The organism is Herbaspirillum sp. DW155 (assembly GCF_037076565.1).
GTDB lineage: Bacteria > Pseudomonadota > Gammaproteobacteria > Burkholderiales > Burkholderiaceae_D > Herbaspirillum.
The window spans coordinates 2,703,522-2,728,945 of sequence record NZ_AP029028.1 but is presented as its reverse complement, the minus strand read 5'-3'; the positions used below and the strand labels follow the sequence as shown (position 1 = coordinate 2,728,945).

At 61.9% G+C, this 25,424-nt stretch carries 28 protein-coding genes; 27 read left to right on the top strand and 1 reads right to left on the bottom strand.

The genetic code is table 11. The annotated features are described in order from the left end of the window. The first annotated feature begins 26 nt into the window (after nt 1-26). The 8 genes from AACH55_RS12485 (at nt 27) to AACH55_RS12450 (ending at nt 9,657) form a co-directional block, all read left to right on the top strand. A complete protein-coding gene (locus AACH55_RS12485) occupies nt 27-1,373 on the top strand; it encodes a J domain-containing protein (RefSeq protein ID WP_338720117.1) in 1,347 nt (448 codons plus the stop codon). A 15-nt stretch (nt 1,374-1,388) separates the two neighbouring features. After that, nucleotides 1,389-1,940, top strand: coding sequence for a hypothetical protein (locus AACH55_RS12480; protein WP_338720115.1), 552 nt, complete (start codon nt 1,389-1,391; stop codon nt 1,938-1,940). A 273-nt stretch (nt 1,941-2,213) separates the two neighbouring features. Continuing rightward, the gene (locus AACH55_RS12475) at nt 2,214-5,132 is read left to right on the top strand and encodes a hypothetical protein (protein ID WP_338720113.1); all 2,919 of its coding nucleotides are present in this window, start codon (nt 2,214-2,216) and stop codon (nt 5,130-5,132) included. Nucleotides 5,133-5,215: 83 nt separating this feature from the next. After that, nucleotides 5,216-5,800 carry a hypothetical protein gene (locus tag AACH55_RS12470; RefSeq protein ID WP_338720111.1) on the top strand — a complete coding sequence of 195 codons (585 nt, stop codon included), beginning with the start codon at nt 5,216-5,218 and terminating at the stop codon, nt 5,798-5,800. 70 nt (nt 5,801-5,870) lie between these two features. Then, complete coding sequence (locus AACH55_RS12465; protein WP_209568922.1) at nt 5,871-6,038, top strand: hypothetical protein; 168 nt, start codon at nt 5,871-5,873, stop codon at nt 6,036-6,038. A gap of 87 nt (nt 6,039-6,125) precedes the next feature. Beyond that, nucleotides 6,126-7,703 (top strand): class I SAM-dependent methyltransferase, encoded by a 1,578-nt coding sequence (locus AACH55_RS12460; RefSeq protein WP_338720109.1) that lies wholly within the window; start codon nt 6,126-6,128, stop codon nt 7,701-7,703. Between the two features lie 16 nt (nt 7,704-7,719). Next, on the top strand, nt 7,720-9,015 hold the full coding sequence (locus AACH55_RS12455; RefSeq protein WP_338720107.1) for a class I SAM-dependent methyltransferase: 1,296 nt from the start codon (nt 7,720-7,722) through the stop codon (nt 9,013-9,015). Nucleotides 9,016-9,174: 159 nt separating this feature from the next. Then, nucleotides 9,175-9,657, top strand: coding sequence for a hypothetical protein (locus AACH55_RS12450; RefSeq protein ID WP_338720105.1), 483 nt, complete (start codon nt 9,175-9,177; stop codon nt 9,655-9,657). Between the two features lie 94 nt (nt 9,658-9,751). Here the strand turns inward: AACH55_RS12450 and AACH55_RS12445 are convergent, their stop codons facing one another. Further along, a complete protein-coding gene (locus AACH55_RS12445) occupies nt 9,752-10,360 on the bottom strand; it encodes an RNA polymerase sigma factor (RefSeq protein ID WP_338720103.1) in 609 nt (202 codons plus the stop codon). Between the two features lie 289 nt (nt 10,361-10,649). On the opposite strand from AACH55_RS12445, the gene AACH55_RS12440 reads away from it, so the two are divergent. The 19 genes from AACH55_RS12440 (at nt 10,650) to AACH55_RS12350 (ending at nt 25,421) form a co-directional block, all read left to right on the top strand. Continuing rightward, nucleotides 10,650-11,453 carry a hypothetical protein gene (locus AACH55_RS12440; RefSeq protein WP_338720101.1) on the top strand — a complete coding sequence of 268 codons (804 nt, stop codon included), beginning with the start codon at nt 10,650-10,652 and terminating at the stop codon, nt 11,451-11,453. A 363-nt stretch (nt 11,454-11,816) separates the two neighbouring features. Continuing rightward, nucleotides 11,817-12,323 (top strand): hypothetical protein, encoded by a 507-nt coding sequence (locus tag AACH55_RS12435; RefSeq protein WP_338720099.1) that lies wholly within the window; start codon nt 11,817-11,819, stop codon nt 12,321-12,323. A 10-nt stretch (nt 12,324-12,333) separates the two neighbouring features. Next, complete coding sequence (locus tag AACH55_RS12430) at nt 12,334-12,660, top strand: hypothetical protein (protein ID WP_209568911.1); 327 nt, start codon at nt 12,334-12,336, stop codon at nt 12,658-12,660. Next, nucleotides 12,657-13,109: a hypothetical protein gene (locus AACH55_RS12425; protein ID WP_338720097.1), complete on the top strand. Its 453-nt coding sequence runs from the start codon at nt 12,657-12,659 to the stop codon at nt 13,107-13,109. Before AACH55_RS12430 ends, AACH55_RS12425 begins: the two co-directional genes overlap by 4 nt. 22 nt (nt 13,110-13,131) lie before the next feature. Further along, nucleotides 13,132-13,398: a hypothetical protein gene (locus tag AACH55_RS12420; RefSeq protein ID WP_338720095.1), complete on the top strand. Its 267-nt coding sequence runs from the start codon at nt 13,132-13,134 to the stop codon at nt 13,396-13,398. Nucleotides 13,399-13,406: 8 nt separating this feature from the next. Then, on the top strand, nt 13,407-15,497 hold the full coding sequence (gene sctV, locus AACH55_RS12415) for a type III secretion system export apparatus subunit SctV (protein WP_338720093.1): 2,091 nt from the start codon (nt 13,407-13,409) through the stop codon (nt 15,495-15,497). Nucleotides 15,498-15,698: 201 nt separating this feature from the next. Beyond that, nucleotides 15,699-16,163, top strand: a complete 465-nt coding sequence (locus AACH55_RS12410; RefSeq protein ID WP_338720091.1) for a hypothetical protein — start codon at nt 15,699-15,701, stop codon at nt 16,161-16,163. Between the two features lie 68 nt (nt 16,164-16,231). Next, nucleotides 16,232-16,657 (top strand): hypothetical protein, encoded by a 426-nt coding sequence (locus AACH55_RS12405; RefSeq protein WP_338720089.1) that lies wholly within the window; start codon nt 16,232-16,234, stop codon nt 16,655-16,657. Nucleotides 16,658-16,712: 55 nt separating this feature from the next. Continuing rightward, nucleotides 16,713-17,750 (top strand): FHA domain-containing protein, encoded by a 1,038-nt coding sequence (locus AACH55_RS12400; protein WP_338720087.1) that lies wholly within the window; start codon nt 16,713-16,715, stop codon nt 17,748-17,750. A gap of 29 nt (nt 17,751-17,779) precedes the next feature. Then, nucleotides 17,780-19,168: a FliI/YscN family ATPase gene (locus AACH55_RS12395; protein ID WP_338720085.1), complete on the top strand. Its 1,389-nt coding sequence runs from the start codon at nt 17,780-17,782 to the stop codon at nt 19,166-19,168. After that, nucleotides 19,165-19,668, top strand: coding sequence for a hypothetical protein (locus AACH55_RS12390; RefSeq protein ID WP_209568897.1), 504 nt, complete (start codon nt 19,165-19,167; stop codon nt 19,666-19,668). The genes AACH55_RS12395 and AACH55_RS12390 overlap by 4 nt, the downstream gene beginning before the upstream one ends. Nucleotides 19,669-19,671: 3 nt before the next feature. Next, nucleotides 19,672-20,289, top strand: a complete 618-nt coding sequence (locus tag AACH55_RS12385) for a hypothetical protein (RefSeq protein ID WP_338720083.1) — start codon at nt 19,672-19,674, stop codon at nt 20,287-20,289. A gap of 75 nt (nt 20,290-20,364) precedes the next feature. Continuing rightward, nucleotides 20,365-21,462 carry a type III secretion system cytoplasmic ring protein SctQ gene (sctQ, locus tag AACH55_RS12380; RefSeq protein ID WP_338720081.1) on the top strand — a complete coding sequence of 366 codons (1,098 nt, stop codon included), beginning with the start codon at nt 20,365-20,367 and terminating at the stop codon, nt 21,460-21,462. Then, nucleotides 21,456-22,115, top strand: a complete 660-nt coding sequence (gene sctR / locus AACH55_RS12375; protein ID WP_338720079.1) for a type III secretion system export apparatus subunit SctR — start codon at nt 21,456-21,458, stop codon at nt 22,113-22,115. The genes sctQ and sctR overlap by 7 nt, the downstream gene beginning before the upstream one ends. Nucleotides 22,116-22,156: 41 nt before the next feature. Further along, a complete protein-coding gene (sctS, locus tag AACH55_RS12370; RefSeq protein WP_209568892.1) occupies nt 22,157-22,420 on the top strand; it encodes a type III secretion system export apparatus subunit SctS in 264 nt (87 codons plus the stop codon). Nucleotides 22,421-22,433: 13 nt separating this feature from the next. Then, on the top strand, nt 22,434-23,228 hold the full coding sequence (gene sctT / locus AACH55_RS12365) for a type III secretion system export apparatus subunit SctT (protein ID WP_209568890.1): 795 nt from the start codon (nt 22,434-22,436) through the stop codon (nt 23,226-23,228). Then, on the top strand, nt 23,225-24,337 hold the full coding sequence (sctU, locus tag AACH55_RS12360) for a type III secretion system export apparatus subunit SctU (RefSeq protein WP_338720077.1): 1,113 nt from the start codon (nt 23,225-23,227) through the stop codon (nt 24,335-24,337). The genes sctT and sctU overlap by 4 nt, the downstream gene beginning before the upstream one ends. After that, nucleotides 24,334-24,936: a hypothetical protein gene (locus tag AACH55_RS12355; protein WP_338720075.1), complete on the top strand. Its 603-nt coding sequence runs from the start codon at nt 24,334-24,336 to the stop codon at nt 24,934-24,936. The genes sctU and AACH55_RS12355 overlap by 4 nt, the downstream gene beginning before the upstream one ends. 83 nt (nt 24,937-25,019) lie before the next feature. Then, the gene (locus AACH55_RS12350) at nt 25,020-25,421 is read left to right on the top strand and encodes an EscI/YscI/HrpB family type III secretion system inner rod protein (protein WP_209568884.1); all 402 of its coding nucleotides are present in this window, start codon (nt 25,020-25,022) and stop codon (nt 25,419-25,421) included. Nucleotides 25,422-25,424 lie beyond the last annotated feature (3 nt).

The window sequence follows — 25,424 nt, the reverse complement described above, 5'->3', positions numbered from 1 at the left end:
GTCTCACGACGGACAACGACCGTTCCGTGAGCTTCCTCATTTCATCGCGAGATCCTGCCCAGGCGCAAGCACCTGCAATGAAGGGAACCGGTACAAGTCTGTCGCGACTCAGAAATCAGTTCAGCGACGTGATTTCCGCACCGCTTCTTTCTGAGGACAACAACATGAGCATTTACAACAATTTCAGTTTCCGGTCGGTCAGCGACTATTTCTCTGTCGGCGGCGAGGGCCGTGCCAAGATTCGCGAAGGGCAAGCCAGGCTGTCCTCGTCATTCAGCGCCATGCGCAACAGCGACTGGTACAAGAAATGTACCAAGTTCGATGCCCCTGATCTGTCCCGGCGCATGCAGAGCCATCCGCGTGCGCAGCAGGCTTATGCCGAGGCGCGTCAACGATTGGCTCAGTTGCAGGTGCAGATGAGCGGGCTGATCCAGAAGCTCTACAGCAAGCTCAAGCAATACGGTATCTACGCCAGTCATCAGCCCCATGATGCGGAGCGTGCCATCCATCGGCGCTGGCGTAACTTACTGCCGCCGGGCGCAAGCATTCTGCCGGGTGCCCATTTCGATGCCAGGGAACGGGTCGAGCGAATGGAGTGGCACAGCGAGGGTGTGAAATGGAACGCGACCCATCATGTCGATACCGGTGAACGTATCTCCGTGACCGACTGGAGAAGCGGCGCCGATGGCTGGCAGCAGCGTGACGAGATCGAACACAACTACCAACGCCGCTGGACCACCAGCCGACGCGAGGGACCACCGCTGCAACATTTCAGCATCTTTGTTCCGGTCGTTCCGAATAACGAAGGCTGGTTTGTCGGCATGATCCGGGATCATGCGAACGCTGTCGAATGGAAGACCTACTTCCATCCCGGACGGCAAACGCATTATCGTTGTACGGCGTGGAGCGCCTCGGGTGATCAGGGAGTGCTCTTGCGAACCACCTACGACGAAATGACCAAGACGACCTGGCACGAAACCTACAATCAGACGAACGGAGCGCACCACTCCAGGTCGGACTGGCGTACTGCGGAAGATGGCGTCAGCCGGGAGCGCACGGTCAAGGATCACGTCACCGGAGAGGTCTTCGTCGAGGTCAACGAAGACTTCAACCGGACCGGCTTCTTCGATCAGGAATACGCCGGACAGGACTTGCACAAACTGGCAGCGGAGTCTCTTGCCGCACTGGGGCTGGAACCGGACGAGCGTGACCAGAGCACGATCAAGAAGCACTACAAGAGGCTGGCCTTGCGCTGGCACTCCGATAAACAGGTGGGTAAAAGCGAGGCGGAAAAGGCGGTAGCGCAGCAGATGTATGAGCAGATCGATCGCGCCTACAAATTCCTCGCCAGCCCGGCCTTTGCCAAACTGTGAGCGCCAGGATCCGACATGGAACGTGACGAATCGACGATGTACTTTTCCTATCCCGATCCGCAGCTCAAGCGGCCACTGAAACGTATCCCCATCCAGCTGCCGCCGGATCCTCAAACGACGGCGGCATGCACTGACTTCACCGCGCTGGCCCAGGCAGCGCGCGCATCCATGGAGCAGGCGTCGGACACCGCGCAGCAGCAGGATCAGCAGGGCATACGACAGCTGGAGGCGCTCAGGAATATCGGCTTGTCCGAGCAGGAGATGGAGCTGCTGCGCAAGCAGCTCCAGGAGGGCATTTCAGCCGTGATCGATGAGGTTTTCGCGGTGCTGGTCAAGACGACGGAGGCGCCGGTGCGGCTCGGTGGCCAGGTCGAAGAGATGGATCTGCGCACGCTGAAAAAAATCTCGCGCGATGGCGAATCCCTGATCCGCAACGGTCGCGAGCTGGCCGAGGATCTTGTCATCGGCAGCCTGGTCAACTGGGGCAACGAAGTGTGGGATCCGAATGATCCTTCCACCAGCGCGGCCTCGTCCGGCAACCTGCTGATCAAGATGCTGCAGCAGTAATTCGACAGCAGGCATGGCTGTCTTCATCCGACGCGTCACGAAACCGCGGCAGGCGCGCTTGTCGTCGGTCGTATCTTCAGGAGACGGCGGCCAAGTGAGCGCTGGACGCCTGCATTCAAAAAAAGGAACCGGGCAAGACGCGGCGTCACTCATTCGGGAGTCCATGGGTGTTGCGGCAGTGGAAGGCATGGCGTTGGGGAAGACCCTCTCCAGCAATGGGTGCTGCCGCGCGCCACGGGCGTGCGGATCGTCCACCATCTTTTGGAGAAATCTATGTCGGTAAATATCACCACCACGACCACCACCACGACCACCTACAACATTGATCAGGAGAATCTCCTTCCACGTGCTCTAACGGATGGACAGCTCGATCCCGAGTCCAGCGATATCCTGTTGAAGGAGGGCGACGACGCGACCTCCGATATGGTCAACAATCTACCCATCCCCGACAACTTCAAGGGCGCGATCCTGAGCCTGATGGGCCTGGGTGGCGGACGCACTGCGTCGAGTGCGAGCGCAGCCAATACCATCCGCAACTTCCAGCAGGAAAACAATACCGGTCTGCTGTCGGCCAAGCAGATGAGCGATATCGCCGATACTGGCTATTACCAGGACAAGAACGGCAATCTGAAACCGGTCTCGGCCGATGTGCAGGCCGCTGCCCAAGTCTTGATGGCCAATGGGGGCGCGCTGTTCAAGCAACTGGAATCGGCCAACACCGGCAAGCAGGATGGCCTGCTCGGTCCCAAGGATTTCCCGGCTGCCCGGCGTCAGGGAATCCTGTCGGACGATTCCGGTACCAACCGTGCGACGCCGCGCAACGGCCTGGCGGACGACTTTCTGCTGCAGGCAGTGATGCGGGGTCTGCTCTCCAACGGTCAGTCGGGTTATGACGCCGGCAAGACGATGGACAGCTTCATGAAGGACAACAAGATCGATCTGCTGTCGGCCGATGACGTTCGTGATATGGCCCAGACCGGCTACTACAAGGACAAGGATGGCAACCTCAAGCCCCTGCCTGAAAACGTTCGTGAGGCGGCCGAGGAACTGATGGAAAATGGCGGCGAACTGTTCAAGAAGCTCGAATCGGCCAACACCGGCGTGCAGGACGGCCTGCTGGGACAGAAGGACTTCGATGCCGCCGTCAAGAACGGTAGTCTGGACGGATTCAACAATACCCGCAGCATCGGCAGCTGGAATGCCCCCACCAGCGTCGCCAGCAACAACGTGTTGCCCTCGGCCTACAGCGCGGGCAATACGATGGATCACTTCCTGAAGGACAACAACATCGATCTGCTGTCGGCCAACGATGTGAAGAACATCGCCGAGACCGGCTATTACCAGGACAAGGACGGCAAGCTCAAGGCCGTTCCACCTGAAGTGCAGCAAGCCGCTCAAGCGCTGATGGCCAATGGTGGTCAGCTGTTCAAGGAACTGGAGTCGGCCAACACCGGCAAGCAGGATGGCCTGCTGGGACAACTGGACTTCACCGCCGCCGTCAAGAATCGCAGCCTGGACAGCCAGAACGCCACGCCCACCATCGCCACACCCAACATCGTGCTGCCCTCGGCCTATAGCGCGGGCAATACGATGGATCACTTCCTGAAGGACAACAAGATCGATCTGCTGTCGGCCAATGACGTGAAGAACATCGCCGAGACCGGTTATTACCAGGACAAGGATGGCAAGCTCAAGGCCGTTCCGCCTGAAGTCCAGCAAGCCGCGCAGGCCTTGATGGCCAATGGCGGTCAGCTGTTCAAGGAACTGGAGTCGGCCAATACCGGCAAGCAGGACGGGCTGCTGGGACAACTGGACTTCGCCGCCGCCGTCAAGAACGGCAGCCTGGAAAGCCAGAACACCATGCCTACCATTGCCACGCCCACCAACGTCCTGCCGTCTCCCTACAGCGCGGGCAATACGATGGATCACTTCCTGAAGGACAACAACATCGATCTGCTGTCGGCCAATGATGTGAAGAACATCGCCGAGACCGGCTACTACCAGGACAAGGACGGCAAGCTCAAGGCCGTTCCGCCCGAAGTGCAGCAAGCCGCTCAGGCCTTGATGGCCAATGGCGGTCAGCTGTTCAAGGAACTGGAGTCGGCCAATACCGGCAAGCAGGATGGCCTGCTGGGACAACTGGACTTCGCCGCCGCGGTCAAGAACCATAGCCTGGACAACAATACCTCGACCTTGCCGACCGGTTCCCCGACCATCGTGGCCGACAACACCGTCCTGCCGTCTGCCTACAGCGCGGGCAATACGATGGATCACTTCCTGAAGGACAACAAGATCGATCTGCTGTCGGCCAATGACGTGAAGAACATCGCCGAGACCGGCTACTACCAGGACAAGGACGGCAAGCTCAAGGCCGTTCCGCCTGAAGTGCAGCAGGCCGCTCAAGCCCTGATGGCCAATGGTGGACAGCTGTTCAAGGAACTGGAGTCGGCCAACACCGGCAAGCAGGATGGCCTGCTGGGACAACTGGACTTCACCGCCGCGGTCAAGAACGGCAGCCTGAGCGGCAACGCCACCATGCCCACGATCTCGCAACCCAACACTGTCCTGCCGTCTGCCTACAGCGCGGGCAACACGATGGATCACTTCCTGAAGGACAACAAGATCGATCTGCTGTCGGCCAACGATGTGAAGAACATCGCCGAGACCGGCTACTACCAGGACAAGGATGGCAAGCTCAAGGCCGTTCCGCCTGAAGTGCAGCAGGCCGCGCAGGCCCTGATGGCCAATGGCGGCAAGCTGTTCAAGGAACTGGAGTCGGCCAACACCGGCAAGCAGGACGGCCTGCTGGGACAACTGGACTTCGCCGCCGCCGTCAAGAACGGCAGCCTGAGCGACAACACCACCATGCCCACGATCTCGCAATCCAACAACGTCCTGCCGTCTGCCTACAGCGCGGGCAACACGATGGATCACTTCCTGAAGGACAACGAGATCGATCTGCTGTCGGCCAATGATGTGAAGAACATCGCCGAGACCGGCTATTACCAGGACAAGGATGGCAAGCTCAAGGCCGTTCCGCCTGAAGTGCAGCAGGCCGCGCAGGCCTTGATGGCCAATGGTGGTCAGCTGTTCAAGGAACTGGAATCGGCCAATACCGGCAAGCAGGATGGTCTGCTGGGACAACTGGACTTCGCCGCCGCGGTGAAGGCTGGTCAGTTTTCAGCTGGCTAAGTAAATAAGTAAAGGACGGTGCCGGGCCGGATGACATACGGCCTGGCACCCTCTGAGCGTTCAGTAAACCGATAGGAAGCATCATGTCAATTGCTCGTATCAATACCCACGGGCCATCCCGTGCAATCGACTACGCCTTGTTCCTGCGTGACTACATCGACATGCAGGAAACTCAGTCCGCACAGGACTCGGCCCCGCTACCCGCCGCAAGCGTCGCGGCCGCGCCGCCGAGCGCACCGGCCAAGGCGATCGATCATCCCCGGCGTGGCACCCGCGCTTTTCTGGAGCGGGCACCCGGTACACCGCGCAACCGGGTCAGCAACAAACGCCGCTACGGTGATTCGTCAGAAATCGTCCAGGGCGACATCGCGCACTGGCAGCGCATGGATACGCAAGCCAGCAAGTCACTGGATGCGATTCCGCAAGGCGACGAACTGGCGCGCGGCATGCGCGTGGACAAGCCTTACATGCGGCGCATCGGCGAGGGCAGGGCAGGCAGGTCCAAAGACGGCCCGGCGGCCGCTGCCTCAGCGCCGCTGAACAGGGCTGCGATGAAACGGGCGAGCGGAGTCGGCCAGGCCATGCGCGAACGCGCCCAGTTCATCCGGATGCACGGTGTGCTGTTGGAGGCAGCATGGCGGCCCGTCGCTCACCCGGCACAGGCCTGAGGTCCGCCGCAGCTGTAGCGGCAAGATCGTTTCAGAAATCAATCTGCATACATCCCGGTTGGAGTTCAGCATGAAAAGGTATCTGTCTGGCATCGACGCCATGGAGCGCGAGAACGGGCCGCAAAAAAACCGCAAGCGCCGCAGGACGCCCTCCCTGGAGCACTTCGGCGATGGCGAAGAACTACGCCTGGACGAGCATTTCCCCTGGCATCGCATTCGCCGTCTGCCACGCAAATGAAACGCCTCCGGGCGCGGTCCTGGCGCAGCTGTGGGTCGGTACGCAGCAAGCGGCCGTCGTCATCTCAATTCATCACGAGGGATTCAAATGCAATGGCATGAAGGCTATGTTGCCGATATAGACCATGTGGCCACGTTCTTTCCCGAGCAGAGTCCCGCCCAGTTGAGTTTCGCGTGTCTGCTCAATGGCTGCGAACCACCTTCTCCGGAGCGGCACTTCCGCTATCTGGAACTGGGATCGGGCCAGGGCCTGACCGCCAATATTCTGGCGGCGGCCAATCCTCAGGCAGATTTCTATGCCGTCGATTTCAATCCGGCGCACATCGCGGGCAGCCGGCAACTGGCCGAGGCGGCAGGACTGCAGAACATCCGCTTTCTGGAAGCCAGCTTCGCTGATCTGGCCGAGAGGCTGACGGCGCTGCCGCCGCTGGATTTCATCACGATGCATGGCGTCTACAGCTGGGTCAGTGCTGAAAACCGCCATTGCATCATGCGCCTGGTCGAGCGCTACCTGAAGCCGGGCGGGGTGGTCTATCTGAGCTACAACGCCATGCCCGGCTGGGCACCGAGCTTGCCACTGCAGCGCCTTCTGCTGGAACATGCGGGCCGCTCTCCGGGCAGCATGCAGGCAAAAATCGACAAGGCGCGCAGTCTCGTGCGGGCTCTGACGGAAATCCAGGGCGGCTATTTCACCAGGACCACCAGCGCCAATCTGCAGGCCCATCTGCGGCTCGCCCTGGAGCAGGATGCCGGCGGTGCGCCCGACCTGGTTCACGAATACCTGAGCCAGGGCTGGCAGCCGCTCTATCACATCGATGTGGCTCGCGCTGCGGCCCAGGCCAAGCTGGAGTATGTGGGGTCGGCCGACCTGTCGTGGGCATTCCCCGCGTTGTACATGAATGCACAGCAACGCGACCTGCTGCAGCAGATCGAAGACTCCGCGCTCCGTGAAACGGTAAGGGATTATGTCAAGAACACTTGCTTTCGCAAGGATATCTACGTGCGTGGCAAGCGTCCTCTGAGCGACCTGCAACAGGAGCAATGGTTCGACCGCATCGGCCTGGCACTGACGGTGCTACGGGAGACGGTGAGCCTGAAGATGAGTTTCCCCCTCCATGCCCACCAGATCGATGCCGAGATCTACGGTGCCATGCTGGACGCGCTGGCGCCGGGGCCCAAAAGTCTGGCGCAATTGCGCCAGCTGCGGTGTCTGCAAGACCGGAGCCTGACCGATATTGCGCGTCTGGCGGCCTTGCTGGTCGACACTGGACAGGCCGCGCCTTATTTCCTCCAATCCACCGGGCAGGACCGCCGACCGGCGCTGCGCCTGAATCAGGCGATCGCCCAGCTGGATAGCGGATATCGCGTATTCGCGTCGCCCTTGCTGGGCAGTGGCGTGGCCACGCCACTGTTCCAGCGGCTGGTCTACGACTCGCTGGCCGATCCGCACACCGCCACCATGAGTTCCACGGACCTGGCCAGCCGGGTGCTGCGCCGGGTCGAGTCGCAGCATGTGCCAATTCTTCTGGAGGAGCGCGAACTGGTGAGCGCGGAAGAAAAATGGCGTGAGGTACAAGAAACCGTCAAGGCCATCCTGACCCGCCGCCGCCCGTTCTGGAAGCACTTGCTGATGTTGCCGGATGCGGCACAGGCCGGCGCGCATTGATCGACAAAGAGGAACTATGGAGTGCAAGCAAGCGTATGTTGCCGGCATCGGTGATCCGAGCGGTTTCCACCGGGAGGCAAGCCCGGTGCATTTGAGTTTTTCCTGCGTCCTCCATGGTGTGGAACCGGTAGCGCTGGATCGCCCGTTCAATTATCTGGAGCTGGGGTGGGGACCGGACCTGGCCGCCAGCGCGCTGGCGGCAGCCAATCCCCAGGGGCGCTTCTACGCAATTGATTGCAGACCCGCCCAGATGCAGTGCGCGCGGGAACCAACACAGGTCGCTGAACCGGACAAGCTCCGCGTACTGGAATGCAGCGTCGCTGAGATAGCTGCCAGGCTGACCGAATTGCCGCCGATGGATTTCATCGCCCTGCGCGGCCTCTACAGCCGGGCCGGTGCCGGCCAGCGCCAGTGTATCGTCGACCTGATCTCCCGCTGTCTCAAGCCGGGCGGCATCGTCTGTCTGAACTATGACGCCATGCCGGGATGGAGCCCCTCCTTGCCGCTGCAGCGCCTCATCCGTGAACGGGCCTGCAGCGATGGTCCTGCCACGCACAAACAGATGTCAGCGGCACGCGAGATGGTGCAGCAACTGCAGGCAGCGGGGGCAAGCTTTTTCGATGGCAATCCCAATCTGCAGTACCGGCTCGATTCGCTGCGCCACGAAGAGGGCGGCTATCTGGCCCAAGCATGCCTGAGCGAGGGGTGGACGGCGTTCTATCATGCCGACGTCGCAAGGGTGATGGCCGGGGCCAAGATGGATTACGTGGGCCCGGCAGACCTGGCGCAGGCCTTTCCACGGCTCTACCTGACGCTAGAGCAGCAACAGCTGCTGGCGACGGTGGACGATCCCATCCTGCGCGAAACGGTCAAGGACTACCTGTGCAACACCAGTTGGCGCTCGGACATCTACCTGCGCGGGGTGCGGCGCATGACTTCTTCGCGGCGCGAGCATTGGCTGCGTCAACTCGGCCTGTCGCTGGCCAGCCTGCCGGACAGCCTCACGCTGGATATGGATTTGTCCATCGGCATGGTCAAGGCCGATCCTCGTTTCTATGAGCCGGTGCTCAATGCGCTGGTACGGCGACCACACAGTCTGGTGGAGCTGGCCGAGATTCCAGCCCTGTTCCCGCTGCGGCTGGAAGACATTGGCCAGATGGCCGCATTGCTGACAGCCTCGGGCCAGGCCGACGTTCATTTTCTCGGTGCCGGTGAGCTGCCGGTCGCACCGGTGCCGCGCCTCACTGCTGCCCGGAGCGATGCGATCATCATGCGGGATGCGTCGGCAGGGCGCATCTTGCACAAACGCTGATGCGTGCGACCAGGGCGCGCTGGTGCGCCCGGATATTGCCTGGCGTCATCATTGCGGGGCGTTGAGAAGCCGCGCCGGCCCACGGCGTTTCGCGGTTAGAATAACGGCTGCATTGGGCGGGCGCCCTGCGCCTGGCCAGTCATGGCCCGGGGAGGACCGTTGGCCATTCCCGTTTGCAACGATAGCGAGACGCCACCATTGGATAGTGAAGAAGAGAAGTCTGGTCCGTCCGGCGAGACCCACATTGAACGGGTCAACCGCCTGCTGCGCGAGCTCATCGGCTTGACCGGCCAACCTGATGCGAGCGTGGCGGTGCTGGAGTTGCAGCTGGGCGAGATTTTCACGCGGACCCTGATCGATCCCGACACCTCGGATCACCACCTTGCCATCACGGCCTTGCTGCCCCGTTGCGAGCAGCCGCATTACCTGCCGCGCATGTTTTCTCCGCCGGGCGCACCGCCCCTGCCACCGCAGACCGATTTCCTCTGGCATGCCGATCAGGGCTGCTATATCGTCGTGCAGCGCATCGCCGTGGACGCATTGGCCGACGAACGCAGCATCATGGATGCCATCCTCCTCACCGCCGACATTGCCCGCGACTACCATCTGGCGATCAATGCCGGTGCCGCCTCGGGCGGCTAGGGCATGTTTCCGCTGTTTCCTTAACGACGTCCTGTAACGCAGCTACGCTCAGGCGCGCCTGCCCCGAACGAACAGGGCAGGCCCATGTCTCGCATCAGGCGTACAGACTGTGGCTCAGCGGCGCGCTGCCATATTTGCTGCGCACGGTGGCGCGTACGCGCGAGACCCGTGAGCGCACTGTACCAATCGGAATGTGCAGATGCTCGGCGGCTTCCTCGTAGGTCGCATCGCCATCGAGCACGGCTTCGAAAGTGGCGCGGATCTTGACGGGCAATTCGTTGAGCAGGTTTTCGACCTTCTCGGCCATCTGGCGCATTTCATAAAGCACGGCCGGATCCGCGTGCGTATCGACAATCTGTTCCATGAAATTCTCATCGACGGCATCGCAGCGGTCGGCGATGTTGCGACGGACCTGGTTGCGTGCCAGGTTGAGGGCAATGCCGAACAGCCAGGTCGAGGGCTTGGAGAGCCCGGAAAAACGATGCGCGCATTTGCTGGCTTCGATGAACGTGTTTTGTACTACGTCTTCGGCATCTTCATGGCTGCCGACATAGCGCTGGATGAAGCGCAACAAGTGAGTTCTGTGTTCGGTATAGAGTTGAACGACATCGATGGGGACGATTTGAGCCGCCGCTTGTTCCTGGGCGTACTCGTCATGTTGCTCTGCGCTGTCGTGCAGTTGTTCTTCCAATGCTTGATTCATTTGGTCCTCCTTGGAAAATCGAGGGGTGGGTGGGGGGCAGGGTTACGCCGCGTTGGCGGGCGAACCTTGCTGGTTGGAGCGGAAGATAGCAGCGACAGATCAAGTTTCATCAAAACGGTGAACATTCATGAGACTTTGAAAAATGTTGAGGAAGCTCTTCATCATTGATGAGAAATTTCCGGAACCGGAGATGTTAGGGTAGCCACCGACAAGATTGCGCGCCCGTCACCGGGGCCGCAGTGAGGGGAAGGAACCATGGACGCGGGCCGAACCACTCAGGGCCATGAACATGAAAATCACCCCCTTCGACAGCCTCGACAACCTCAGCCCGGACACCACCCTGCCCAGGCCGCATCTGCGTCACGGCCATCGTCCCGGCATGGATCCCTTGGGCAATGCCAATACAACGACCGAGCTCAGTCCGCTCGATGCGCTGGAAGTTCTGGCCGGGGTTCAGGAGGGACTGGCGTTCAGCCGCAAGAGCCTGCGGCAGCGCCTGCGCGCACCGGTGCGCGCACAGACCCAGCAAAAGCTGTCCACGCCCGCACGCAAGTCCAAACTCAGAGTGGGCGAGAAGGAACACCGCGACGAGGACGAGGAAGAACTGTTCGCGCCAATCGAACAGACCCTGGATCTGCTGCGCAACGGGGCGGACCGCGAGCGCCAGGCGGAGGTGGAGGCCATGCTGGCCAGGCATTTCGATCCGCTGCAGCGCTACCACGTGTTCTACGAGGCCTTGGAACAGATTGAACAGAATCCGCAGGGTGGCGGCAAAGACCGGGCGATCAAGAAGGCACTCACGGCGATGATGAACAATCTCACCGAGCGCCATCCCCATGAGCTCAGACGCGCCTTGCAGCAGAGCGATGAGATGGTCAGTTCGCTCGAAGCGATGGCCGGCGAGGACGGTATCTCCGCCAGCGGACCCAGCACGCGCGAGCTGCGTTTCCTGATCGGCGCAAAGTCCAAGGGCAATTTCGATGCGCCGCTGACACCACTGACCATGCTCAAGGCACTGATCCGCAATTTTGGACCGACCAAGTGCGAGCAGGCGCTGAGCAGCTTGCGGGCACGCATGATGGCCGGCTTCTGAGCCTCTTCACAAAATGAAATGAAAGCGAACACCAATGCAACGAGTACTGACATGGCCCGCGCTGCGACAACACCGAGGCGAGGCCGCGGCATGAATCTCCGATTCGATTTTGCCGTGGCCGAGGCGCTGCGACGCAAGCTCCTGGATGGGTGGCAACCTGCCCACGGGAGCGAGCTGCAGGGCCTTGGCCAGCCATCGGCCATGTTGCGCAGACCGGAATGTTGAAACAACGCGGGCACGCGCAGCGTACCGCCGTCCTTCACACGGAGCGCTGATGGCAGCGCCTGCTGAGATGGCGGGCGCATTTTTCATGCAATTCTTCGTCAGTGTTTTCATCCACTCGCCGGAACAGGAAGACTCAAGATGAAATCGGATTTGCGCAAGAATCCGCATCGGAGCATAGGGCGCTACTGGCTCACGATGTCCGATGCCTCGGCCTTTACGCTGGTGCGATCAGGTATTGCCATCGCCGATGAGTTGCGCGTGGCGTTGTGCGACAAGGAAAAGCTGTTGGTCACGCAAAGCAGCGCGGAATTGGCGGTACTGATGCTTACCGCAGCAGAAGCGGGCTGGGGCAAGGGCAAGGTGGCGCATCTGGTGTCGCAGATAGTGGATGTGCGCAAGCTCGACAACCACGGCAAGGGCAGGGTGTATCTCCTGATCCGGGATGCCATGACGCGCTTGCCCATGATTCTGTGGCCGCAAGAAAAAATGCAGATGCGCCGCGAATTGCTGGAGGAGCTGACCCGTCAGATCAATCTCTACCAGGACGATGCGCCCAGCGTGATGACCCGAGACGAGGTTCGCGAGCGCCAGTGGCGTGAATCGGTGCTGGCCATGCGCCAGCGGGAAACCAGGATCAGGAGCTGAGAGCCGCGAGATGGAAGAGATTCTCACCACGATGATTCATGACGCCAGCTTGCAGAAGGTGGTAGCCACCCGGCGTCGGGAGGATGGCCTGGTGCTGTTCGTCTATCCGCTGGCCGAGGGCGTCATTGTCGGGATGGGCGGCACGCGCGAGGGGGCTGCGTCTGCCAGGCAGATCTTGAGCCGACGCGCAGAAGATCTGGAGCGGTATGGCGCCTGGTTGCCCGCCATGTTCACCGACGGCAGCCTTTACGTGCTGCAGCGACTGAGCAGCGTCCATGAGCAAGTCCCGCCACTGGACGATGCGGCGCTGGCCATTGCAGAGGAGTTGCTCAATTGATCCATCAGAAACTCGGTGCCAGTGATCCGGGCTATCTGCCCGGGTTAGATGAACTTGGGGATATCCATAGCCTTCCCCAGCTGCCGGTCACCCGCAAGGCGCTGCCGGAGTTGTTGCCGGTCGAGCGGGAGAATTCGCTGCCCCCCCTGGATCTGCCGGTCGATCCGGGGATGGTGGTGCTCAACCGTCTGCTGGGCCCCGAATGCTCCTTCGACAGCCCGGCATGGAGCCTCAACCCGGTGCCGTGCATGCGCCAGCTGCAGAAGGTGCTGATCGCCCATTCGTTGCAACTGCCTGAACAACAACGCGGCCCCTGCCTGGCCTCAGTACGCAGGATCAACGACAACATCGACTGGCGTCTGCGCCTGCAGCAGATGCGACGCAGCCACGCCGAGGGACCGTCCATTCAGCAAGACCAGGAAAATGATGAGAAGAAAGAGACCGCATGATGCCCTCTCCGAGGAACGGCTCATGGCCATCGCTCTGGTCTGGGGCTACTTCAGCGCCTATCAGTACGAAGCGGCCTTTGAGCTGGCCCAGGGCTGCCTGCAAGTGTGGCCGGACGAACCGAAACTGTTCCTGATGGCCTCCTATGCGGCGACCGAATTGCTTGAGCCGGTGGACCGACAGCGTCTTCTGAGCATGCGCAACACGGAAAACGCAGCCTGGATCGACCTGATCCTCGCCAGGCTCAATGCAGGTGAGGCGTCCCAGGCGCTCTGCGCCACCAATCGCTAGGGGAAGGCATGCAAGGAATCGGGATACTGATGGCGCTCAACAAGTTTGCTGCCAAACTTGCCCAGCGCGCCGAACTGATCGTCGCCGCCTTCGTCATCGGCATCGTGTTCATGCTGGTGCTGCCCATGCCGGTATGGCTGCTGGACATGCTCATCGCCTTGAGCCTGTGCATCTCCGGCCTGATCGTGATCGTGGCCATGTACATGCCCGGGCCCACGGCCTTTTCCACCTTCCCGGCGGTGCTGCTGCTGACGACGCTGTTCCGGCTGGCCATCTCGGTCTCGACCACGCGTCTGATCCTGCTGGAAGGCGACGCCGGCCATATCGTCGAGACCTTCGGCAACTTTGTCGTCGGCGGCAACCTGGTGGTGGGTCTGGTGATCTTCCTGATCCTGACGGTGGTGCAGTTCATCGTCATCACCAAAGGTTCGGAGCGGGTCTCGGAAGTATCGGCACGCTTTTCGCTGGATGCCATGCCCGGCAAGCAGATGTCCATCGACAGCGATCTGCGCGCCGGTATCCTGACGGCCGAGGAAGCCAAGGAAAAGCGCGCCAAGCTGGGTCAGGAAAGCCAGCTGCACGGAGCCATGGATGGCGCAATGAAGTTCGTCAAAGGGGACGCCATCGCCGGCATCTGCATCGTGGCCATCAACCTCATCGGCGGCATCTCCATCGGCATCATCCAGCGCAATCTGGATGCTGCAGAATCGATGCGGGTCTATTCCATCCTCTCCATCGGCGATGCCCTCATCGCGCAGATCCCGGCCCTGTTGATCTCGCTGGGCGCTGGCGTGATCACCACCCGGGTCAGCAAGGATGAGGAAGCGGGCAAGAGCACCAATATCGGTCGCGATCTGGTCGGCGAGTTGTTTGCCGAGCCACGGGCTCTGCTGACGGCGGCGGCCATCATGCTGTTGTTTGCAGCCATCCCCGGCATGCCCAGCATGGTCTTCGTCATCCTGGCGCTGGCGCTGTTCGTGGCCGGCATGGTCGGGGTCCTCAAACCGCTGGCCGATGCCCAGAGCAAGCTGGAGGCCGAGGAGATCGAGCGCGCCAACGCCGGCATCGTCGACCTCACCAATTTCTCGGCCACCACCCCCTTTACGTTGCGCATGCCCGAAGCCATGCGCAACACGCCGGAGGCCGAAATCATTCGCTCGGCGGTACGCATCATGCGCAACGGATTGCTTGAGCGGCGTGGCATCCCGGATCTCAAGCCCATCGAGTTCGAGTTCCATACCGCAGTGCCGGAAGGTCGCGTGCAATTCCTGATGGCCGAGGTTCCCCTGATCGATGAACCGATCATGTTGGGCTGGGGTGCGACCCGCGAGAATCTGGAGCGGGTGACCGAACTGGGCTTCGAGGCGCACGAACGCAATATCGCCGGATCACGCCGCCGCCGCGTCTGGCTGCGCCTGGACGATGAAGAAAAACTGGCCCAGACGGGCGTGCCGGTACAGCGCTGGGAACACGTCTTCTCCGCCGATATCGAGGTGGAGATGCTGCGCAACTGCCAGATGTTTGTCGGCGTCAACGAGGTCATCCGCTTCACGCGCTGGGCCGAGCGGCGTTACCCCGAGCTGGGCAAGGAGGTCATCAAGTCGGTGACGCTGCCCCGGCTCACTGAAGTGGTACAGCGCTTGACGCGCGAAGGCGTCGCCCTGCGTAACGCCCGCCTGCTGCTGGAAACCACGCTGGACTGGGCACCCAAGGAACGCGATCCGGATGTCATCGCCGACTATGTGCGGCTGGCATTCAAGCGCCAGCTCTGCTTTGAAGTCGCCAGGGAGGGACTCATCGAAGTCATCCTGCTGTCTCCGGAACTGGAGGACAAGCTGCGCAATGCGATGCGCCAGACCAGCCAGGGCAGCTACCTCGACATCGATTCGGAGCTGGAACAGATGTTTCTGGACCGCCTCAACGAATTGTCTTCCAACGTCAGTACCCCCATCACACCACCGGTACTGGTGACCGCCGCCGACATCCGGCGCTCGGTGCGCAAGCTCATCGAGGAAGAATTCTTTCCGGTGCCGGTCTTCGCTTTTTCCGAGCTGACCCAGCATGCCAAGGTGAAACCGGTCGGAATGATCGAGATCTGAGCCGGGCAGGGCAGCTCGCCACTGCACCACCGTGGAACTTGTTGCCACAGACCGACATAAAGAAGGGTAGGTCTTCTCCGTCCCGCCCCGCTGCAACTCTGCAGTCAGCCTGGATGCCCGCAGTCGGAAGGCGGCGACGGTGAAGATGTCAGGGGCCGCCATCACGGCGCTCATCGCAATTCATCTGTTGGAGCAACAATCATGGCTTTTCATGTCAACTCCTCGGGAGCACCCGAGATTCATCACGATCATGCCGCAGAGACCGGATCCCCGTCCCTGCTGGCCAAGGTCTCGCGTCAGGCGGTGTCGCTATCGCGGCGGTTCATGGTGGCGTATGCCGCCTTCAATCTGAAACATCTCGAACACACCATGCGTGCATTTTCCGCACGCAATGGCGAGGCGCACGATACCCGCAGCTTCTACGCCGGTATCTTTGCGCACGCAAGGCAACGGCTGCAAGTCAAGCAATACAGCGTCGAACAGGACCTGCTCAGGATCTTGACACTGCTGGAGGCGCGGGGGCCGGGCACACCGCATGGTGCGCATGCAACGGCAACACCGCCGGCCTTCACGGACGTGCTGGAAGCCTTGGCAGGCCAGCGCCAACGCGACGCTGAGGCCGCCGCATCGGCGGCAGAGCGGCATGATCACCGCGGACAAAGCTGATGACACTGACGTTTCAGCACACCGTCCTTTCGCCTATCCCTATCGCTTGATTCAACGGAGTGTAAGTCATGAGCTTTTCTGCAAAAGAAGTACCAGCCCAGCCGCCCGCCTCACCGATGACCCGGGAGCAGGCGCAGAACATCATCGACCGGGCGAGCAAGGACAGCTTTCTGGCACAGGAGATCGATCAGCTCAGGGAGAAATGCTGCCTGTTCATCGGGGAAGTCATGCAGGAGGTCAATCAGGCGCTGGCCGAAAAGGAAAAACGTACCCCGGCCCTGCTGCGCAGCAAATCTGACAGCACCATTTCCTTGCAAGCGGCCGGCCGCGAGCGCGAGAAGCTGGCCAAGCAGCGCCGCGAACTGGCCGAAGCCATGGTCATCGGGGCCTTGCTCAACAGTGACAATCCCGGCTGGAATCCGCTCGACCCATCGACCGCCAGAAGCGGCGGAGGCAGCCTTTTGCTGGCACTGCTCAAAAGTGCCGAGTTCTGAGCCTGCAGAGGCAACCACATCACCGGTTCACTCTTGAATTTGATGGAGCATTGTCATGCATGAAATGCGGATTCTGAATGGTTATCTTCGCGGTGCAACTATCCCGCTTGGCGACCAGGTCTGCATCATCGGTGCCAGCGACGAGGCCGATGTGGTCCTGGCGGACCCTGGCATTGCCACACGCCACGCCAGTGTGTCGCTGAGCCCCGAGGGCTGGACACTGGAAGCGCTGGACGGCCAGCTGCGCAATGCCGAGGACAACCACCAGCGTGATTTCCTCCAGCTGGAGGTCGACGATTTCGCACGCCTCGGTCCGATCTGGCTGACCGTCACCGAAGAAGGCACACCCTGGCGTGATCCTCCGCCGGAGCCGGTGGACAGCGTGGCCGAGGTGCCAGATGCGCCGATCCCGCACGCCGCGGAAGACGACGAGGAGCACCACGCGGTCATGGACGGCACCGTGATCAGCGCCGATGAGGCTGCGGCCATGCCGTCGGCAGAGACCTTGCCCACCGCATCCACCAACACCAAACGCGGGCGTCGCCTGTTGTTGCTGCCCTTGTCGCTGGCCGCGTTGCTGTCGGCGGCAGCGGCCTATGCCATCACCCGCCATTACCCGGCCGGTGCGGAGCAGAGTTTGAGCGCCAATGAGCGGCTGCTGCCGCCGATTGGTACCACCGCGGCCATGGAGCCGCCCGCTGCCAAGATGACGCCTGAACAGTTGCGTGCGGCGTTTCGCAAGCGGCTGGCGGAGGTGGATCTGCTCAAGCGTTTCAATCTGCAACTGGACGATCACGAGTGGGTATTGCAGGCGGCCCTGGATGAAGACGAGAGCGAACGCTTCCAGCGCATGCTCAGCAGCTTCGTGCGTGCGCATGACATTGACTTCCCGGTCAGGGTCAAGATCGGCAGCGCCGAATCGATGTTGCCGTTCCGCATCCAGCAGGTGATTTCCGGCAGCAATGCCAGCATCGTCACCGAGGATGGCCGGCGTCTCTATATCGGCGACGAATATCGCGGCGTCGTCCTGGCCGGCATCGACAACAACCAGGTCAGCTTCACCGGCCGCCACAACATCAACGTCCGATGGTAAGCCCGACGCTAAGCCCGACGCTAAGCCCGATGCCAGCCAAGACCGCAGCCGTCGACGATGCCGATCCGCTGGAGCGGAAACTGCAGCATATGCGCCGGCAGCTCGGCGCATGGCGCCAGAGTCTGCCTCTGCGACCGGGGTTCGTCAGCTTCGGCAAGGTATCGCAGGTGCTGGGCACCCTGGTGGAAGCCCATATGCCACCGGTCCAGATCGGTGAACTCTGCCATCTGCTCGACCCGCATGTGGAAGGGCCGCCCATCCTGGCCGAAGTGGTGGGTTTCACCGACAAGGCGGCGATCCTGTCGGCCTTGAGTCCGCTGGAAGGCGTCTCCAGCAGCACCATCATCGAACCCTTGCGGCGCGCCCACAGCATCGAGGTCGGGGATCATCTGTTCGGTTGCGTGCTGGACGGATTCGGTCGCTGGATGTTCCGCGCCCCGGCAGCGGCGGAGAACGTGGCGACCTGGCGCGCCATCTCGCCGGTCATGCGCGACGCCCCCAAGGCCACCGACCGGCCACGCATCTCGGTGCCGCTGGCCACGGGCGTACGGGCCATCGACGGTCTTCTGACCATGGGGACGGGACAGCGTATCGGCGTCTTCGCCGGGCCCGGATGTGGCAAGACCACGCTGATGGCGGCCATTGCGCGCGGCTGTGAAGCCCAGGCCATCGTCTTCGGACTGATCGGCGAGCGTGGCCGTGAGCTCAACGAATTCCTGGAGCATGAATTGGATGCCGAACTGATCCGCAAGACCGTGGTGGTCTGCGCGACGTCCGACCGTACTTCGATGGAACGGGCGCGCGCGGCCTTTACCGCTACCGCCATCGCCGAGGCTTTCCGCGATCGCGGCATGAAGGTATTGCTGCTGGTGGACTCACTGACCCGATTTGCCCGTGCCCAGCGCGAAATCGGCCTGGCCGCCGGCGAGCCACCGGCCCGGGGCGGCTTCACGCCCTCGGTCTACACCATGTTGCCGCGTCTGATCGAGCGCGCCGGGGGGACGCCGCAGGGTTCGATTACGGCGATGTATACGGTGCTGGTGGATGGCGAATCGGTATCCGATCCCATCGGCGACGAAGCCAAGTCGCTGCTGGATGGCCATATTCTGCTCACCCGCAAACTGGCCGAACAGGGGCATTACCCGGCCATCGATGTGCTGGCCAGCATCAGCCGGGTGATGAGCAATGTGACCACCCGCGAGCACCGCAAGGCGGCATCGCATTTCCGGGAACTGATGGCGCGCTATCAGGAGATGGAGCTGCTGATCCGCCTGGGTGAGTACAAGAGCGGTACCGATCCGGTAGCCGACCGCGCCGTCAAGCTGCGGGACGAGCAACTGGCCTTCCTGCGCCAGGATACCAGCAGCAGTGCTCCCTTCCAGCCGACGCTGGACAAGCTCATGGAATTGCAGGCATGACGACCGCACATCAGATCGCGGGCGGGATCGGGCGTCGCGGCCGCCGTGAGGTCATCGATGTACCCGAACGCAAGCGCGAGGACCGGCGGCTGGATCAGTTGCTCCACGTGCGCAAGCAGCGTCTCGGGCGTCTGGAGCGCGAGCGCAACGAAGCCCGCCAGGCCTGGCGGGCCTCGCGCAATCAGTTGCGGCAGGCACGGCAACTCTGGCGTGACATGCTGGCCCGCACCCAGGAGCAGTGGCAGCAGTCGCGTCGCGAGTTCATGCAGATGACACTGACCACCGGCCAGTTCAATCGCGCCAAGGCGCTTTACAAGCGCATGCAGGCGGAAAGCGCCCAACTGTATCTGCGCTGCCAGGAATGGGTACAGCGCTGCCGCCAGGCACGCAGCGTCTTTTTCGAGGCACGGCGCAAGGTGCTCGAAGCTAACCGGCAGCAGGAAAAACTGAGCGTCTTGCGCGACGAAATGCGTGCGCAGGCGCAGATGATGGAGCAATGACGGATGTCACCTCAAACCATTTCTTCGGTCATGGAGCGCCTCTGTAGCGAGCCGCTGCCGGTGCAGCGCTCCCCGGCCAATCGCGCGCCACCATTCATGGCGCACTTGCCGCCGGTACGGCCGGCGCCGGCGGCGGCTCCCTCGCATGCTCAGCCCGGCACGCAGAACAACCAGCGTCCACGGACGCCCGCGAGCCCCCGGCGGGTGACCCGGGAGCGTTCGGCCATGTCGGGCAGCGGCGAACGCGCACCGGCCAGTGCCAGCGATACAGCGCGTATGGAAGGCTGCATCGTGATGCCAGAGGACAGACAGCAGGAGCATTCCGGGGAGGACGACAGCCAGCCCGAAGAGGGACTGGGCAGCACGGACGCGACGTCAAATTTCGATACCGAGGCCTTGCTCGATCTGCTGCCTGTACAGGCCCAGAGCGGCGTCTTCGAGGTCATGCTGCCCGGTGGCGAGACGCTGGCCGTGCTGACCGACCTGAGGGAGTCTCTGGCCTCGTTCCTGCTGGCAGCCGGGAGCGATCGGCTGCGCGAGATCCTGCTGGGCAAAAGAATGGAACTGGAAAAGGGGCTGGCGCGACGTATGGGCAGAAGCGTGCGACTGGCCGTGCTCTAGCTGGATGGCCAACAGACCGGGTGCCAGCCCTGATGCGGACACCTACGATCAACCATGCAGCAGGATGCCCCATTCATGTCCTATACCGTTGCCGGCGACCTGCCGGAGCAGAACGGCGAGTCTGCCCGATTGACCACGAATCCTCTTCTGCGCCGCGCACCCAAGGTCTCTGCCAGCCTGGCGGCGCTGACGCGCAAGGTCGGACGCGGGTTGCTCATGGTGCTGCCGGACCAGCAGGCCGAGCTGACGCTGCGACTGGCCACAGACAATGCGGCGTCGCAGACAGCAGACATCCCGCTGCTGCTGTCAGGACCGGCCGGCTCCGTGTGGCTCGACGACGGCATACGCTGGTTGCGCGTACTCACCGGCATCGACCTCACGGCGGCACTGGCCGATCCATCAGCGCAGGAATGTCCGCCGTGGCTGACCGCTGCCGTGGCCGCCAGATTGCAGGGCAGCCCGTTGTACCGGACCGCACGGATCAGGTCTGCACAGATAGCCGATGCATCACAGGTCTGCACCCTGGAATTGAGCCTGCAGCAAGACGCTCATGTGATGCTGGGCAGTCTGCACGCGGCACCGCAAACCTGGCTGCGCTTGCTGGAGGACTGTGACATCACCGCACTGCGCGCGCCAGAAGACGATTTTTTGGCGATCCCCTGGCACCAACCCGTGGTACTCGGATGGCACCGACTAAGCGATGCGGCCTGCGCCGCACTGGTGCCGGGGGACATCATCTTGCCCTCCCGTCCTGCCTTCCAGAGCAATGGCACGGGCAGGCTCAATCTGGCCGGGCGCAACTGGCGTGTACGTTATCTCGCTCCCGCGCAACTGCAACTCATCTCACCGGAGTCAAGCTTGGATATGGAATCAGCAGAGGATCTCGATTACGACGCAGCGCCGGATGCCCCCGCAGGGGAGGACGTCGCGCAAGCCGACGCGCCCGCCGCGCTGGAAGCGTTGTCGCTGACGCTGACCTTTGAACTGGGACGCATCGCCTTGCCGCTGGGAGCGCTGCGCAGTCTGGCACCGCAATCGATTCTTGCCTTGCAGTCCGGCCAACCGGGCGACATCGGCATCTTCTGTGGAGGCCGCCGGGTAGGACAAGGCGAAGTGGTGGATGTGGATGGCGCGCTGGGCATTCGTATCGTCCACTGGGGTGGGGCATGCTGAACAATCAGTTCGACGTCGTATCGTTTTCTGTCCTGCTGGCCCTGCTGGCGCTGATCCCGCTGCTGGTGGTGACGACCACCTCGTTCCTGAAAATTTCGCTGGTGCTGCTGGTCCTGCGCAACGCCATCGGGGTGCAGCAGGTGCCGCCGACACTGGCCATCTATGGTATCTCGCTGGCGCTGAGCGTGTTCATCATGGCACCGACGGTACAGGAAATCGGGGTGCACGCATTACAGATGGAGTCCTCGCCGGTCGCTTCACGGACCACACCATTGCTGGTGAGGGCGCAGGAATCATTCGAGCCGCTGCGCAAATTCATGATGAAGGTGAGCCGACCGGAACAGCGCGAGCTGTTTCTTGCATCGGCCAAAAAACTCTGGCCCAAGGACGTGGCCAAGGAGGCGCGCCCCAGCGATGCGCTGATCCTGATCCCGGCCTTCGTGGTATCGGAACTGCAGGCCGGCTATGAGATCGGTTTTCTGATCTATATCCCCTTCGTGATCATCGATCTGCTGATTTCGAATCTATTGATGGCGCTGGGCATGCAGCAGGTCAGCCCGCAGACCATCACCATTCCGCTCAAGCTGCTGCTCTTCACACTGGTGGCCGGCTGGGGCAAGTTGCTCAATGCGCTGGCGCTGTCCTATGTGTGACAGGTCGTCCGGGATGGGCACAATTTCACGAGAAAGCGAAGATGGCTGATACGCTCAATTTTTTCCAGCAAGGCCTGTGGATGGCAGTGATGATGTCGGCACCGCCGCTGGTCATTGCCACGCTGTGCGGCGTGGTGGTCTCACTGATCCAGGCGGTGACCCAGATCCAGGACCAGACGCTGCCCTATGTGGTCAAGCTGGTGGCGGTGGCCGTCACGCTGGCGACCATGGGCCGCTGGATCGGTGTGGAACTGCTGCGGCTGGCAGACCTGGCCATGACCATGGTCCCCGACATCGGCCGCTGAGACTGCAGCGCCCATGCAATCCTCCACCCTGATCGACCTGCATGCCGTGATGGTGACCGTTGCCATCGTCACGCCGCGCGTGCTGGTGTGCCTGGTGATTCTGCCCGGCTTCGGCCTGAACGTGCTGACCGGGATGGTCAAGAACGCCACCGCCATGGCCATTGCGCTGCCGGCTGCGGTACCGACCTTTCTGTTCGTGCAGGACCGCGTTCCCGATTTCCTGCTCTCGGCCATGCTGGCCTTCAAGGAAGCCATGATCGGTCTGCTGTTCGGTGTCCTGATGGCGCTCCCGCTGTGGGTCACGCAGTCCATCGGATCGATCTTCGACATGCAGCGCTCACCCATCCAGATTCAGGCCAACAATGCCAGTGTGGACCGCGATGCCAGTGCCATCGGTGCCATGCTGCTGCAGGCGGTGGTGCTGGTGATGGTGCAGGCCGGACTGTTTTCGGCACTGGCGCGCATCCTGCTGGAGAGCTACGCCCTGTGGCCTGCCTACACCTTGCTGCCGCCTTTTGAGGCCGGGCATTTCGATGTCCTGGTCAAGCGTTTTGGCGAGTTCCTGTGGTATGTCGTGGTGTATGGCGCGCCGGTCATCATTCCCCTGATGCTCATCGAATTCGCCTTTGCCATCATCGGGGTATTCGCCTCCAATCTGCAGGTCTCGTTCGCGTCCGCCCCCATCAAGAGCCTGGTCGGCTTGCTGATCCTGCTGATGTACTGGGCCACTTTTTCGCATCATGTGACCGGCGATTTTTCCCATCTGCTGGACCTGCTGGCCAGCCTGACCGATGCGGGGAAGCGATGAGCGACGAAAAGAACGAAGAACCTACCCACAAGAAGATCGAGGATGCCAGAAAGAAGGGCCAGATCGCCGTCAGTCGGGATCTGGCGCGGCTGGCCATGCTGGTGGTGGTGGCCGAACTGGCGTTGTCCACCGAATCGCTCTGGCGCGGTGCCATCTCCAACCTGATGGAGGCCGGCATCCATGGAGTGGGACAGGATTTCATCCCGGTGGCCATGTCCATCCTCAGTTCGGCCGGCATCTTCGTGGCTATCGTCGTGGCTACCTGCTTTGTGGTCTGCATCGTCATCGGCGTGGCCGCGCACTGGGGCCAGTTCGGTATGCTGGTGGCCAGCGAGGCGCTTACGCCCAAATTCGACAAGCTCAACCCGGTCAATGGTCTCAAGCAGATCATCTCCAAAAAGAAGCTGGTGGAGCTGATGACCACCGTGGGCAAGGCGCTGTTGATCGGCTGGATCGTCTACGTGCTGGTGCGCGGGAATCTGGCCAACATCGTTTCTCTCTCCAGCGGCGATCCCAAGGACAGCTATTACGGTTTTCTGACCATCCTGCGGTCCATCTTCCACGTCGTCATCGTGGTCTGTCTGTGTCTCGGCCTGGTCGACTTTGCCATCCAGAAGTACTTCCACAAGAAGGAACTCATGATGGACAAGGAGGAAATCAAACGCGAGCACAAGGAGTCCGAGGGCGATCCGCTCATCAAAGGGCAGCGCAAGCGGCTGGCGCGTCAGTGGGCCAATGAGGCACCGGCGGCCAAGACCGCCAATGCCAACGCCGTGGTGGTCAATCCGACCCACTTCGCGGTGGCCCTTTACTACGATGCGGGCCAGCAGATGGTTCCGCAGGTACTGGCCAAAGGCAAGAACGAGACGGCGCGGGCCATGATCCGGCGCGCACGCGAATGCGGCATTCCGGTGATTCGCCATGTCTGGCTGGCCCGTCACCTGTACGCCCACTGCGATGAGGATACGGTGATTCCGCGAGAAAGCTACGAGGCCGTCGCCCATGTCTATGCCGTGGTGCACGAGCTGGTGGCCAGTGCCCGCACCGACCGCCACGTCGAGCTGGAAAGTCACGGCATCAAACCGGATTCATCGGAAGGGCCGCCATGATGAAAATGCCCGACTACCTCTGCAGCGCCGAGCAGCCGACAACGCCGGGGACCGCCCGCGAAAACCTGTCCCGACGCACCATCAAGGCGACGCTGAGCCATACCGTCACCCGGGTGCGCGTGAGCGGCAAGGAGAGCCCCGACAGTTCGGAGACCGGTGCGGCACGTACCGGCATCGGAGACATCACGAGTTTCAGTTGCACCGTCCAGCTGGAGATCATCGGTGATATGCAAGCGAACGCATTACCTGCATCGCCTGCGCCCGAAGCAAGGTCCGGGGAGGCTGGCGGTCTGCTGCCGGGCGAAGCGGACGGGCGGTGCGATGACAACGCCGGCATGGCCACGGGCGGCACCGAACGCCACGCGGGAGAAGAGACCATCATCGGCAGCGGTGATCGCGCCCATCATCTTGCGCTGAAGTACACCCAGGTCTCGGTGTCCTTGCGACCTTCCCGCATAGTCACGCCGCCACTGATCGCGCCCGGTGCGCCCTTGTCGCCGAGCCAGCGGCAACGTCGCTGCCTGCAGTCCGGGTTCTGCGATCCCTCCTCGCCGCTGGGCTGCGGCGGGCAATTTTGCGACCTGCTGCCCGACTTCTGAGCGCGGGCAGGGCGGAACCAGCAGTGCGCCAGCGACCACTCAGGAAGGAGTCAAGAGCTGCCATTTCCTGGAGAGGCGAAAACATGAGTGTGATGACAGAGGCTGGCAGCGCCGGCTATTCCTTTGAAACGCTGGGCAAGAACAATAACGTGACGCTGGACCTGCAGCCCGTCAATGCAGCCGACAGCAGCGATTTCCGTGCTGCCCTGGCGCGTCATCTGAACAACGATCCGGCGCATATCAAGACCGACAACGCCTCGCTGGGTTCGGCCATCGTTGATCGCACCACGCACCTGGCTGCGGAGATCAAGCAGGACCAGCAGTACGTCTCCAAGCTGCTGGAACAGGCCACCCGAACCGGCGACTCGATGCAGTTGATGAAAGCGATGATGGCACTCAATGATTTCCAGCTGCGGGTGCAGACCGTATCCAAGGTGGTCTCCAAGGCGGTGACCTCGGTTGATTCGCTCACCAAGCTCCAATAAACC